Annotated in this window: 12 protein-coding genes; 1 reads left to right on the top strand and 11 read right to left on the bottom strand. The window is 54.2% G+C overall.

The window, feature by feature from the left end; translation table 11 throughout:
* Positions 1–85: 85 nt before the first annotated feature.
* From ACXWUF_RS08690 to ACXWUF_RS08645, 10 genes are all read right to left on the bottom strand, one after another.
* Positions 86–1660: a polysaccharide deacetylase family protein gene (locus ACXWUF_RS08690; RefSeq protein ID WP_458494274.1), complete on the bottom strand. Its 1575-nt coding sequence runs from the start codon at positions 1658–1660 to the stop codon at positions 86–88.
* A gap of 195 nt (positions 1661–1855) precedes the next feature.
* A complete protein-coding gene (locus tag ACXWUF_RS08685) occupies positions 1856–3226 on the bottom strand; it encodes an O-antigen ligase family protein (protein WP_458494273.1) in 1371 nt (456 codons plus the stop codon).
* Positions 3227–3292: 66 nt separating this feature from the next.
* Complete coding sequence (locus ACXWUF_RS08680; protein WP_458494272.1) at positions 3293–4750, bottom strand: lipopolysaccharide biosynthesis protein; 1458 nt, start codon at positions 4748–4750, stop codon at positions 3293–3295.
* A gap of 99 nt (positions 4751–4849) precedes the next feature.
* Positions 4850–5965, bottom strand: coding sequence for a Gfo/Idh/MocA family protein (locus ACXWUF_RS08675; protein WP_458494271.1), 1116 nt, complete (start codon positions 5963–5965; stop codon positions 4850–4852).
* A 153-nt stretch (positions 5966–6118) separates the two neighbouring features.
* Entirely contained in the window at positions 6119–7372 is a 1254-nt protein-coding gene (locus ACXWUF_RS08670) for a sugar transferase (protein WP_458494270.1), read from the bottom strand.
* A 522-nt stretch (positions 7373–7894) separates the two neighbouring features.
* On the bottom strand, positions 7895–8995 hold the full coding sequence (locus ACXWUF_RS08665; protein ID WP_458494269.1) for an ABC transporter permease: 1101 nt from the start codon (positions 8993–8995) through the stop codon (positions 7895–7897).
* On the bottom strand, positions 8992–9927 hold the full coding sequence (locus ACXWUF_RS08660; RefSeq protein ID WP_458494268.1) for an ABC transporter ATP-binding protein: 936 nt from the start codon (positions 9925–9927) through the stop codon (positions 8992–8994). Before ACXWUF_RS08660 ends, ACXWUF_RS08665 begins: the two co-directional genes overlap by 4 nt.
* Complete coding sequence (locus tag ACXWUF_RS08655; RefSeq protein ID WP_458494267.1) at positions 9924–10901, bottom strand: HlyD family secretion protein; 978 nt, start codon at positions 10899–10901, stop codon at positions 9924–9926. Before ACXWUF_RS08655 ends, ACXWUF_RS08660 begins: the two co-directional genes overlap by 4 nt.
* A gap of 403 nt (positions 10902–11304) precedes the next feature.
* Positions 11305–12126 (bottom strand): M48 family metallopeptidase, encoded by an 822-nt coding sequence (locus ACXWUF_RS08650; protein ID WP_458494266.1) that lies wholly within the window; start codon positions 12124–12126, stop codon positions 11305–11307.
* A 492-nt stretch (positions 12127–12618) separates the two neighbouring features.
* Complete coding sequence (locus tag ACXWUF_RS08645) at positions 12619–12906, bottom strand: PilZ domain-containing protein (RefSeq protein WP_458494265.1); 288 nt, start codon at positions 12904–12906, stop codon at positions 12619–12621.
* Positions 12907–13292: 386 nt separating this feature from the next.
* On the opposite strand from ACXWUF_RS08645, the gene ACXWUF_RS08640 reads away from it, so the two are divergent.
* Positions 13293–13562 (top strand): hypothetical protein, encoded by a 270-nt coding sequence (locus ACXWUF_RS08640; RefSeq protein WP_458494264.1) that lies wholly within the window; start codon positions 13293–13295, stop codon positions 13560–13562.
* 47 nt (positions 13563–13609) lie between these two features.
* Here ACXWUF_RS08640 and ACXWUF_RS08635 read toward each other — a convergent pair whose 3' ends face one another.
* Complete coding sequence (locus tag ACXWUF_RS08635) at positions 13610–13846, bottom strand: hypothetical protein (RefSeq protein WP_458494263.1); 237 nt, start codon at positions 13844–13846, stop codon at positions 13610–13612.
* Positions 13847–14012 lie beyond the last annotated feature (166 nt).

Here is a 14012-nt window from a genome sequence, read left to right as displayed (position 1 = left end):
GGGGGTTTTAAAACCGCTCCCACAAAGAAAGCGACTCACTGGGCTTCCCTACTAATCAAGTAAAGGAATATCATCCCTCATGATTTCAAGGAATCAGCGGCTTATCAGAAGGACTGACAGCAAAGCTGTTAAATCCTGCCGAATAATTAACCGCATGGAATGGCGTGGGACAATGCGATATTTCATTTTCGATCAACTGGGCCACATTCTCCAAAAAGCTAGGTGAGACAGAATAATAGTTGTCCTGCCCGGCAATGGGAGCGCCAACGCGATGCGAACTAAGCACCAACCAGCGCTTATTCACGCAGGCGTCATTGAGCCAGGTTTGTATATCCGCGAGTGACGTGGCACTATCCATACTCCAGCTATAAATCATCCAAGGATACAGGCCATACCCATTAAGCCCGCCAAAAACGGTGCGTCCTGATTGGTAGTTCTGTTGTGCCCAACCCACGGTGTTGCCATTGAGCGCGGACATGGGCCAAATAAAATGCGCCGCTTGGCTCGTCGAATCAAAACTATTATCTCCCTGGCTGAGTGCCGCCGCACTCAGACCGGCTCGGAGTGTGGCTTGGGAATCCGCCAGTTCCTTCTTGGCGTCGATGTCAGAAAGCTGGGTTATGTCGGGATGGGTGATGCTATGGGATTGCGCGTCCCAACCCGCCTTAATTAAGGAATATGCCTCGTCATAGGTCAGGGTTCCACTATACACTCCCACCGAGCTGGAAATTAAAGCGGAAGTGGCGGGGATGTTATGCGCAGCAAGAATGGGAAGAACGGTAGTAATATCGCTCTTATAACCGTCGTCAAAAACCAACGAGACTTGACCGGCGGGTGATCCAGACACTAGCTCTTTGTCCACAAGTTGCATGTTATCAACGAATACCGTTCCATGGACACCAGTCACCTTGGGAATCACCGCCACTAAACTAATCGGCTGAGTGATTCCACAATCGGCGTATGAATTGAGTCCAACCCAGCGCCAGGGGAATGTGCCCATATTCCGCAAGACGTTGTAGCATTCCACTGCGCTGCCATCCTGAAGCACGAAATAAGCGCCTATATAGACTCCATACTTGGTGGCGCGTGGTTTCTTCACGATGCTTTGCCCTTTCATCCAGCCCCCGATGAAAATAGGACGGGCCGCATCTTGATTGAGGGGCAATATCTGACAACCAGAAGAAGAAGGAGAGCTTCCGCTGCCGATAAGCCGCATCACGCGGTTGGAATTCTGGTTGGCATCGGTTTGGGTTACTAGCTTATAACCACCCCAAGAAGCATCCATACAATCGCCCCCCTCGACCCAATTACGCGCCAAGGTCGAAGGCGAGGCTAATTGATCGAAGTTGGCATTTAATAACACCGGGGGACTCGCAGCAATGCCAGCCGCGGCTTTTACCCTGGCCTGCGCCCTGAGACGGGCCATCGATTTGAAGGATTTCTCAGCCATGGCGCGGAGCTTTAAAACCGTTTTTGACGCCTCACCAGAACCATATTTGATTACCTCGTTACCCACGGGTTTTGGTCGAATTTCCTCGGGACGGTCTTCCCCAGGAAAAGCGTAGGCTGTATTGGCTGACATAGTCCCAATAAACAGGCCTAGGAACATCGGACTCACGACTTTCGTCATTAAGCTTATCATCCATGACTTGGTTTTCACAAAAACCTCCAGCGGGCTTCAATAACCCGGCGTATTGCATTTAAAGAAACTATTTTAGGACACTGCCATCTTGATAAAAGCAAGGCGTGCATGCTTGATAAGCATGGCTTGTGATGTCCTGTACCATGGAACCCAGTCAGTAGTCATGCATAGGCAAATCCCCACAAAAAAGCACATCAGTTAAAACATGAAATATTAGCGAAAAACGAATTCCCGTTGCCCATGTCCAGGCGACGGCTGAACGATGATATCTTCAGCATTAGAACCCGAATGCTCCTTGGATATGTCAAGTAGCGCGGTCAGGCGTCCTGCTATTATCCATAGCAACCAGAAAACTACGCCTGCGAATGTGTTTGCGCCGGTAATATTGCTTTCGGCGAAATTGAGTACCAAGCCCACAATTAATACCGACATCACATAGGCTTTATAAATAGAGGGCGGGGCGCGACCACATAGAATCACTGGGATTATTAACAACGGAATCCAAATAAACAGGCACAATAATCCGCCCCCAATGGCAATGGATAAATATCCGTTATGCAAGGAACTACGGGCATTGCCGCTCCATAGCGTGATTTTTGATTCGTTGAAGCGTGGATCGCTCCAAACCTTCCCTTCCACGCCGTAGCCATACCCGATAATGGGCTTTTCCAAAACCAACTGGGTCGCCGCTTGCCAAAATTCATCGCGCCCGGTCAGGCCCGCCACGCTTTCCTGATCTTCCCGGTGAAAGTGGGATGGGAATAATTGGATGACGGACACGGCGGTCATCGTGACCGCGAGCGCGACCAATAGTGCTTTTAAGTATTGGTGCTGAACTATCTGCCAAAGAATCAATACGAGCACGGAAGAAATAATGGAACCCCGGGAACCTGTCATGATATGCATTGGCAATATTATTGCCACAATACCGAGAACCATGAATTTTCCAGGGCGGGAAGATTGTGAATATTTCCATGCCAGCACCGGATAAGACAACATCAATAAAGCGCCCATGCCATTGGGCTGATCGAGCAGACCTTGGAATCGGTGGGCATCTTCCCAATACCATACTTCATTAGGAAATATTGGGATCGCCAACAAATTAATAAACGCGATCATGGCTAGGCATATAAAAAAGCACTGCAACACCGAATAAAGCCGCGACAAGCTATTAAGCCAAGTATTGAAGCCAAGCAAGAATACATAGAGGAATGCAAAAGCGCTGGAACGCGTGAAGGTATATGTCGGATCAATCGAATAAGTGACGGACAAAACCGAGAATAGAATAAATAAGCCCAGCAGTTTTAAATGGGTAGGGATTTTCGGTGCGCCTGATCTCAGCCAGACCAACAAGCCCGCTAGTCCGGCTATGAATAGAACACCTATTCTGAGCGCCGATAATAATCCTGGCGCTTGCACCTCGGGAGAATCGCCCGGCCCATTGGGGACACCCACGGCTGAAATCAGTGGGGAAATAAACACCAAGGCCAAGGCCAGTAGATAATTATCGGTACACCACACCAACACCAATGCGGCCAGCAGTAGTGCATCAATTGCGGCGAATATCAGTATCACCATGTCCATGGCGTGGGTTTTCCTTAATTAATGCGGTCCGGGGGCTTGGTGGAGTGGGTTGCGGTCATGGCCCCCCTACCCCCTAGTTGGCTTCGGCAACAATAATAGCCTTTTAAAAAACAACACCTCATCCTCCTTGAAGAACTTGCATAAATACATCAGCATTAAAACCAGCAGCAGGGTTCCCGAGGTGATTCCATAATAGACAAGGCTCTCCATTTCATGGAGCCGGTAAGTGCCAGCCAAAAACAATACCGCGAGACCCAGCGTGACCATCAGGCGGACTATCTCGATTTTAATAGGGAATATCCGTAGCCCCACGGTCAGCATGATTAAAGCAATGGTGGCTTGGGTTATCGAATAAGCGGCGGCGGAGCCATACTGTGCATAAGTGGAGGTCAAGTCATAATTCAGAAGCAGGCTAAGCGCCGTCAAGCAAGGCACGATCACGGCGGCTAAGCTGGTCCTGTTTTTTATGTACAGCAAGGATTGTGAGAAGTAATAAACCGCTGTCACGCCCACCCCCGGAAGCAATAGGAATAATACTTCATAGGCGGGGTAATACTGGGGAGGCGCTGCGAGGCTTATTAGAAATGGCGCGGCCAGTATGATAATGATCGAAAACAGAATGAAACCCAAAATCAAGTAAGTCAGAAGACGGCCCATGGCAGTTTGTATGCCGGGTCGCGACGCATTTGAATAAACATATGGCTCGTAAGCCATTAAAAACGGCAGAGTGAATAGCATCTCAACGATTTGGGCCAGTTTTTGAGCCAAGGAATAAATCGCGACCGCCTCTGATGAAAACTTGTAATTAAGCAAATAGGCGGCGAATGTATCGAGGATTAAATTGGTCGGCGAAACAAATATAAGCGGGAAGCCGAATTTGAATAGCTTGGATAATTGACGCCAAGTGATCCTCGGTAGTCGCCTTGAAAATATGACGACAGCAATCAACAGCCAGGCGAATCCATAGCAAAATATATTCGCCATTAAAGCGCCTTCGATTCCCTTGCCCTCCACGAATAACAGCCATAGGTTGGCGATGACCAAAGCCATAGGCGCGGGCAAGCAAGCGATTAAATATTTGATACTTTCATTCCTGGCTCGGTAATAAGCCACCGTGTTGAGGTAAAGAGACTGACTTAGCGCGGCACCACAGGTCAGCCATAATAGATTTTTGATGTCGCCAGCTTTTAATGTCATTTCAAAGAACGGCAATAGGAATCCCAAAACGATGCCCGAGACCAGTAGACCGCCGATAATATTGATGAGAATTGAATTACCCAGTAGGTCACGCTGCTGTAATTCGGAACCATTTTCAGCCGCGAACCGCACGAAGGCTTTTTGCGAACCCAGGTCCAGCACCGTATTCAGCATTTGTATGGTTAGCAACAGCGTAGCCAGAACCCCGTAATCGGCAATGGATAAGCCATGGGTATAGACGGGTATCAACAGAAACACGATACCTCGCAGAAAAAGATTTCCGACGGCATATATTGCCGCTCCTTTACCAAAGGCTTTTAAACTCATGGCGGTTGCTTATTGGGAGAATTGTTTCCCACGGACCAAACAGCCCGTGGGGTTTTTTATTCGATAAATGGCACGTCCTTGTGCCCGTGGCAGGTCGGTTTAGCCGACGGCCACTCTGGCGGTTGTCAGTTTTCCATCCATGTCTTTTCGCATCGGTGCCGACTCCTCAAACCCGCCGGGCTGGGCAAGTACTTTCTGGAAGTCGATATGTATTTGCCGGTTTTCCTTGATGGACTTCGAGGACGCTTCGAGAATCTCGACTACCCGCAATCCTTCGATGCTGCCGGATATGGGATTATCGCCGGTCCTGATGCAGTCGAGAAAATGCCGACATTCCACTTTCAGTGGCTCGGTCTGCTTAATGAATGGGACACGCACATCGCCGTAATGGTAGGAGTATTGGAATTCTGCGAAATTCTCGTAATAAGGCGGCACTTCCACCCTGACATCATAGATTCTGATTTTTTCCAGCGGCTCGTTATCATCGTAAACGATCATCCCTTTGCTGCCGACGATAGTCATGGTTCTGACTTTCTTTGGATCGAGCCAGCTATTCTGAACAATGGCGAAACTGCCGGAGGCGAAATTCATCGACAGGTTGACGATATCTTCAACCCCTTGATTAATATGGGCCTTCCCCTGGCAATTCACAGAAATAGGGGCTTCCTCAAGCAAATACAGAATGATTGAAATGTCATGGGGGGCCAAATCCCAAGCGACATTAATATCCTTCTGGAACAGGCCAAGATTCAGGCGGGCCGACCTGATATATAAGACCTCGCCGATTTCTCCGCTGTCGATGATTTCCTTGACCTTTCTGACTGGGCTGCTATAGAGAAAGGTATGTCCAATCATTAGCGTGAGGGATTTGCTATCCGCTAAATCCTTTAACTCGTGGCATTCCTTGGCGGAAGCGGCCATGGGTTTTTCTATGAATGTGTGCTTACCTTCGGATAGGCTTTGTTTTGCCAATCTGTGATGCGTGCTAACCGGCGTGGCGATCACAATGGCGTCGATTTCACTATCTTCGGTCAGCGCCGAGTAGGAGGTGCCCGTTTCCACATCCGGGTATAGGCTTTTGATATGCGACAGCCGGTTTTCGTCGAAATCACAGACCCGTTTCACTCGGCAGTCATGATGGGATTGAAAGTTTCTTATTAAATTTGGACCCCAATACCCGCATCCTACGACTCCGATATTAAGTGTGCGCTCCATTGACTTATCTCCATTTAACTTATTGTTGATCCTATGTCGACAAAACACATGCGCTCGCTCAGGCGTTTTGTCATTGTTACTTAGTGGATAGCGTTCTCGTTTTAATGACCGCTGGTCATTTTAATCCTTGAGAAATCCACGCCACTTTCGATTTCATTCAAGCCGGCTGTTGCCTCCTTTCCTACGGTTGAAATGCTCCCGCACTTGATCCAAAACCACCGGGATGGTTTTCACGAAAATCATCGCGTCCAGCGTTGGCGACTGCTGCTGCGCGTAAGCGATGTCCAGTTTTATCATTTCGAGGAACGTGGTTTTATTTTTGCCACTGACTTGCCATAGGCCAGTTAATCCCGGCAACACATCGAAGCGGCGATGGTGCCAGGGTTGATATTGTTCGGCTTCATAAGGCAGCGAGGGTCTCGGTCCCACCAAGCTCATTTCACCTCGTAATACATTGAATAACTGGGGCAATTCATCCAACCCGGTGGCCCGTAGAACTCTTCCGCCGGGGATGATTCTCGAATCCTTGGCGCTGTCGAGCTTGGTCATGGGGGTTTCCGAGCCAATTAAGGCGGCTAGATATTCCTTATGCACCGTCTCGGTGGAATCCTGTTTCATGGTTCTGAATTTCCACATCCTGAACTGTCTCCCCTTATAACCGACGCGCATTTGTGAATATAAGACGGGACCGGGCGAGAACAGTTTGATTATTACGGCCACCCCCAAAAAAACGGGTAGCAATAATAGGACAAGGAGACCCGCCATGGTGATGTCAAATGTCTTCTTCCACAAGGGTATAGGGGTGTTTATGATGTCCGCAAAACCTTCAGCCATACATGAGATAGGTTTTTCCGGCCCAGACCCTCCATAACCAGCCTCCTGCTTATCTCCATTCTGAAGTTCGCTGTCTATGGATTCTAAATCGTCCGGGTAGCTGTGAATCTTATAGGTTAATATCAAATCTTTGACGTAAGCTAATCCAACCATCTCCCTGGCGAGAATTTGGGCCTCTTCGCGCTTTGTGTAAGGCAATACCAGAGCCAGCCGATTTTTGTGAAAATGCCCGACAAAGTCGGTGGAACGGATTCGTTCCAGTGGCACGCTATTGGAGAGATTTGCGTCGGGATTATCAGCTTGATTATCAATCTCGAATATCAGCAGCGAAAATCCATGATGATTCCGGTCGGCGCGTATCCGTTCATGGATGATGATGTTCTTTATGTCCGAATACGCCTTTATTCGCGCTGGAACAGATGGCTTATTTATGACGCCATATATCCATCGGTTCTGGTGAGTCGAGCGGCCATGAGTTTGGCCCATGCGTGTTGAATAATTACGGCGAGTATTGGATTCGGATTGAGGTATATCACCGAAAGATACACAAGCTTCATTATTGATGCCTTCCATAGCCAATCCTTGGGTAAGTAAATAGTAATCAGGCCCGAATTCTTGGGCACTGTTATCCTTATGTTAAAACTAGTCAGCGTTTTTACGTCAGCGTTTTCTTGTTACGTAATTTCCGATGCCCATCGAAGGTGTATGAGGTTTGCGTTGGTGTGAAGTTTAAGAAAAATCATGGCAAGAATCCTTAGGTAAGAACACCTATTGTTGCGATACGGTTCCTAAACCGCCAATAGAAACATGTAAACTTAATGAAAATATCAAGCCGAGTTTTGTGAATTATTTTTAATAATTAAGTTTTAGTTATTGGCCGACGGTATGCCGAATGAGTTTTTATCAATAAATGCGATGTCTCGATAATTGTTATTGAATCGTTTCTGGCATGTTCGATCCATGATCGTTATTAATAAGAGACGTGCCGTGCCTAGATCAAAAATAGATAGACCAAAAGTTTTCGGGCAATAAAAAAGCCATTCACACCGGGGCATCACGGTGTGAACGGCTTTTTATCGCGGGCGCGGTCCGCGGTCAGTCCAGTCGCTTCCTAAAGCGCAACACCGCCACGGTCAGCATCAACCCCGCGAAAACCAGCAGGGCGCCGACTTCCGGCAGCAATTCGCCGATGCCGGCCCCACGCAGCATGACGCCCCGGATCAGCCGCACGAAATGAGTCAGCGGCAAGCCCTCGGCGATGATTTGGGCGGCGCGGGGCATTCCGTCGAACGGGAACATGAAGCCGGACAGCAGGATGGACGGCAGGAAGAAGAAGAAGGTGGTCTGCATGGCCTGGAACTGGGTCTTCGCCAGGGTGGAAATGGTCAGGCCCATGGTGAGATTGGCGGCGATGAAGGTCAGCGCGGCGAGATAGACATCGGCGAGGCTGCCGACGATGGGGACATGGAACAGGAACACGCCGAGCAACAGGATGATCGTCACCTGGGTCAGCCCGATGACGATGTAGGGGATGATCTTGCCCACCATCAACTCGACGTTGCGCACCGGCGTGTTGATGAGCAATTCCAGGTTGCCGCGCTCCCGCTCGCGGACGATGGCGACGGCGGTGAACAGCACCATGGTCATGGTGAGGATGACGCCGATCAGGCCCGGCACGATGTTCACCGCCGAGCGGCGCTCCGGGTTGTAATAGTTGCGGATTTCGAACAGCGGCGGGCGCGGCGATGGCGCCGTGGCGGTTTCGTAGCGCAGTTCCATCCCGGTGAGTTGGCGGGCGGCGGCGAGGATCAAGGGGTCGGAGCCGTCGATGAGCAACTGGGCGGCGACCCGGCGGTCGTTTTGCACGCGCTCCGCGAAGTCGGCGGGGATGAAGATGCCCACGGCGATGTCGCCCCGCCGCAGCAGGTCTTCCAGTTGCTCAGGGGTGTGGACGCGGTGGGTGATCTGGATGACTTGCGAGGCTTCCGCGTCGGCGGCGAGCAGGCGGGCCACCTGCACGCCGGACTGGTCGGCCACGGCGGCGCGGAGGTGGCGCACGTCGGTGTTGATGGCGAAGCCGAACAGGGTGATTTGCAGGATGGGGATGCCGACGATCATGCCGAAGGTGAGCCGGTCCCGCCGGAGTTGGCGGATTTCCTTGCGCATGATGGCGAGGAGGCGGAGGAGGCTGGTCATCGGTGGGATTCCCGGTCGTGATTGCCGGTGGCCGAGACAAACACATCCTCCAAATTGGCATGGGTGGCGCGGGCCTCGAACTCCTGCCCGGCCAGCAATGCCCGCACATGCGCCAGAGGGTCGGGCAAGGCGCGATCCAGCAGCACCCGCAGCCGCAAGCCAAGCTGGGTCACGCCCTGGATTTCCGGGCGCGCCGTCAGCAAGCGGCGCACGGCGCGGGGATCGGCGCACTCCATCTCCACCACGGCGGCGTTCAAGCCCCGCTCCAAGTCCTGCGGCGAGCCGTCGGCCACCAGCCGGCCCCGGTCCAGAATCCCCAAGAAATGGCAGCGTTCCGCCTCGTCCATGTAATGGGTCGAGACCAGAATCGTGGTGTCCCGTTCGGAAAGTTCGAACAGGTTCTCCCAGAAATCCCGCCGACTCTGCGGGTCCACCGCGCTGGTGGGTTCGTCCAGGAACAGCAATTCCGGCTCGTGCAGGGTCGTGGCGGCCAGGGCCAGCCGTTGCTTCTGTCCGCCGCTGAGGGTGCCCGCCCATTGCTTTTGCAAATCCGCCAGGGAGTATTTCTCCAGCAACTCGGCGATGCGTGCCCGCGCCTTCGGACGGGGCAGGGAATAAATGTCGGCCATGAATTCCAGGTTCTCCCGCACCGTCAAGTCTTCGTACAGGGAAAAGCGCTGGGTCATGTAGCCAATCTTGCGCTTGATGGCCTCCACCTCGCCGGGAATCCGGGAACCCAGCACTTCCGCCTCGCCTTCCGTGGGGTCGATGAGTCCGCACAACATGCGGATGGTGGTGGACTTGCCGGAGCCGTTGGGTCCGAGGAAGCCGTAGATGCTGGCGCGGGGAATGGCGAGGTCCACATGGTCCACGGCGGTGACGGCCCCGAAGCGGCGGGTCAAGCCATGGGTGCGGATGGCGTAGTCGGTCACGGCTGATCCGCGCCGCTGGCCTGGGACTCCGGCAGGTCGGCCTGCACCGGCAACCCGGCGGGCAGGTCTCGCGACGGGCCGACGAAGTCGATCTTGGCGACGTAGCTCAGGTGCTTGCGGTCCCGTTCGGTGAGCGCATAGAACGGCGTGAAGCTCGGGTCGGCTTCCACCATCCGCACCCGCCCCTCGAAGGCTTGGGCAAGTCCATCCACATGGAGGCGGGCCGGGTCGCCCGGCTTCACCCGCGCCCGCAGTGGCTCGGGGATATACACCCGCGCATAGGGTTGGCCCGACAGCAGGGTCGCGACCACCTTGCCCGCTTGGGGCTGGTTGCCGGGTTGCAATGGGAAGCTATCCACCCGGCCCGGCACGGGCGCTTTGACCGTCAGGTGGGCGAGGTCGATTTCATAGCGCCGGACGGTGGCCTCGGCTTCGGCCAGGGCGTGGCGGGCTTGTTCGATTTGCTCCTTCCGCGTCCCGGCCCGCAATTCCCGCAGATTGGCCTCGGCGGTGTCCCGTTCCGCCTGGGCTGCGTCCCGCTCGGCCCGCGCCCGGTCCACCGCGTCGGGGCTGGCCAGTTTGCGCTTGAGGATTTCGGCCTGCCGCTCGTACTCGCGGACGCGGGCGCTCAGCACTTGCTCGGCCCCGGCGAAGCGGGCCTTGGCCTGTTCGATGTCCTCGCCCCGTGGTCCCCGCTGCAATTCCAGCAGCCGCGCCGCCGCCTGTGCCCGCGCCGCCTGGGCTTGGTTCAGCAAGGCTAGGCGGCGGGCTGGGTCGAGTTGCAGCAATGGCCGGCCCGCCTCCACCCATTCGCCTTCCTTGGCGGCTAGTTCGAGGATGGATTCGGAGACTTCGGCGATGAGTTCCACGCGGTCCCATTCCAAGGTGCCGACGGCTTGATATTCCGAGCGGTTGCCGTCGCAGGCGGTGAGGAATAGGAGGATGAAGAAGGGGAATTGGGGGGGGTGGGGCATGGGCGTTGGAAGAGGCTTTTCACTGGTTTCCAGGCGGAGCTTCACCGCCGTTAAGTTAAGCCTTTTTTACTCCCTCTCCCCCTTGGGAGAGGGTTGGGGGTGAGGGGAGTTCAAACTAATGATTTCAAAGGAAGAAATCCTATTTTGATCCGGCTGCGCGCGCCTCGCTACGCTCTCCCCTCTCCCGGAGGGAGAGGGTTCTTAGGCAATTTCCAGGAAAAGACATACCTGTAGGATGGGTAGAGCGAAGCGAAACCCATCACCCTGTCTCCGGCTCGATGGGTTTCGCGAGTACGCTCTACCCATCCTACATCCAGATCAACGGTGACAAGCATTTTCGGAAATCGCCTTAACTTAACGGCAGTGGACGCCGCGTGGGGACGGGTCGCCACTCACCACGTCTTCACTGGCTTGGCCGCTGTCCCCGGCTGGCCTCATACACCGGCATCAACTGCTCGGCCTTGGTCTTCATGGCGGCGATGCGGGTCTGGGGATTGGGGTGGGTGCTGAGCCATTCCGGGCCATTGCCGCCGCCCACTTGCATCATCTTCTCCCACAGGCTCACGGCGGCGGTGGGATTGAAACCGGCGCGGGCCGCCAGTTCGATCCCCACGCTGTCCGCCTCGCTTTCCGCCTCCCGGCTGTTGGGCAATTGCAGGCCCAGCGTGGCGAGTTGATCCGCCAGCCCGGCCAAGCCCGACACGTTGTAACCAGCCACCTGACCGGCCAACACCGCCGCGCCCATGCCCATTTGCTGCATCTGCTGGCGGGACATCTTTTCGGCTTGGTGGGAAAGCAGGGCGTGGGCGATTTCGTGGCCCAACACCTGGGCCAGTTCGTCGTCGGTGGGACGGACCTGTTGCAACAGGCCCGCGTAAACCGCGATCTTGCCGCCCGCCATGCACCAGGCGTTCACCTCGTCGCTTTGCAGGACGTGAACATCCCATTGCCATTGGCGGGTTTCGGGCCGCTTCGCCATGGCCTCTTCGATCACCGGGCGGGCGATGGCCTGCACCCGCGAGGTGGTAGCCGGGTCGGCGTCCAAGGCCCTTTGCTTGGAAGCCTCCGAGAGCAGTTGGTTATAAGCCAGGGCCGATTGCTGGGCGGCCTGGGTGTCCGTCACCAGCATGGCTTGGTTGCGGCCCGTGATGGGATTGGTCACACAGCCGCCAGCGGTCAAGCCGAGCAGGACGATGAATAACGGGGCAAGGATTCGGTTGGTCAAGGTGGCGTCCTCAAGGTCGTTCAAATTGAGGCGTAGCGTATCGTAAAGCCGCGTGGGTTTGGACCCCTTAATTCTTGTGAGTGCCCGGAGGTGGGTTAATTTGATTGGCGGCGATGTGGTCGGAGCGCGGGCGTCCCGCCCGCTCGCGGGCCAGAGGCCCACGCTCCAGTGCAACCGCTCCCACAGGGCGTTAGGAGCAGCTATCGACCGGATCGATCGAATAGGCCGTGTTCTTGGGACTGGGATGGATGGCGCGTAGTTTCTTTTGGAGCTTATCGAAGCCCTTGGACGGCGAATAGGGACCGGACTCGACGCAAGCGAAAAATCCCCTTCGATTTCGGACGGACAATCAAACACTTGCCATCTCGGCAAGCTACACTGAGGATGCTTGCTGATCAGGTATGCATTTGACTATAAACACAGTTAATTGCCGATAATATGGATGAATATCCAGTTTAATACAGCCATGCGGGATTACCCATTAAACGCGACTTAAGCCGCCATGGGATGCAACATCGCGTGACTGAAACAAAAACCGACGGAAAACTGACTTCCCAATGTGGGTGCCAAGCGCATCACCGTGACGAGGCCCTGTAGCCCCAAATCTGGCAGGCAAATGCGCACAATATCGCCCGGTTGCAGCGTGGGCTTAGCTTCGAAACAGGCACCGAGTCCATCCAGCGATAAATCCTCTAATTGGAATCTGCGGGCTTCTTTATTCTCCACAACATAGCCAACCCCGCTGAGCCGCTTTCTATAATATTTTCTACGTTCGCTCATGGTTGCGTACCCCGTTTATCTTATCGTTGCTTAAACGTTCTGATTGTTTGCCTACCATGGCGAGGGAGGGAAGTGCATTCATAAACTTGACCCACATCAAATCTTTCCTGCCCCGGCAGGGTGGCAGGTTTATTCTTCATGCTGAATCTGCCGATACCCGCGCTTGATGGAAATCACATCAAAGCCGCCACCGCTCAATTTCGGACACAGATTAAGTTATCCCGCCCAACGCCAGCAAGCCTGGAATTACCACCGAAAATGGTGAATATTCACCAAATCAGGACCGAATATGTCACTTCAAAAATCCGATGCTGATTCTAAATAAATCAACCGATGGATTAACATAAGACAGGCGCTTTGCCAATTAACACTAGCGTCTCAATATATTGAATAACCTCGGCAACCGGCTGCCAGGCGATCCCGAGCGGCCCTTGAATTTGAAGGCGCTGGAGGGCCGCTTCCAACTATTGCCGTCCGACCCGCTGGTCAGCCGCATGAACGGGCGCATCCTGCCCGGTGCCTCGCCCGGCCACGGCATTCTCGATGTGGAAGTGGCCCGCGCCCGCCCCCACCGCCTGAGTTTTTTCGGCGACAACTTCCGCCCGCCGTCCATCGGTGCCGAAGCCTTCGGGCTGCCGGCTCCCTCGCCAACCTGACCGGGCTGGGCGATGCGCTGGACTTCACTTATCCACAGCGGCGGAGGCTATCCAGGTCGATGTCGGGCCTTCAATTCCACGGGGAAGGCGTAGGCTTCCTTGGGGCAGCCAAGGATGTTGATGACCGGGCCGGGGAACGGGTCGCGCAAACGGTCCTCGATGATGTCGTCGGGCAGCTTGGCCTCTTCCTCGGTGATGAGTTTGAAGGCCAAGGCGGAACCGAGCTGGCACAGGCCGGATAGCAGGAACAACACGCCGATGAGTATTTTCGAGGGCTTTGCCATGGGCGTTTTCTCTTGCGGGCGGAAGTGTTCCGAATCCGGTTGGGATCGTGACACAAACAGACTTAAAGCGTCAAAAGCGCCTCGCGGCCAAACACTCTGCCGCGATACTTTCCCCGGTTACACTATCTCGTGGGAGTGGGCTTCAGCCCACGATTTTCATCATGAT

It is taken from the genome of Methylomagnum sp. (assembly GCF_054333355.1).
This window is presented reverse-complemented; position numbering and strand designations above follow the sequence as displayed.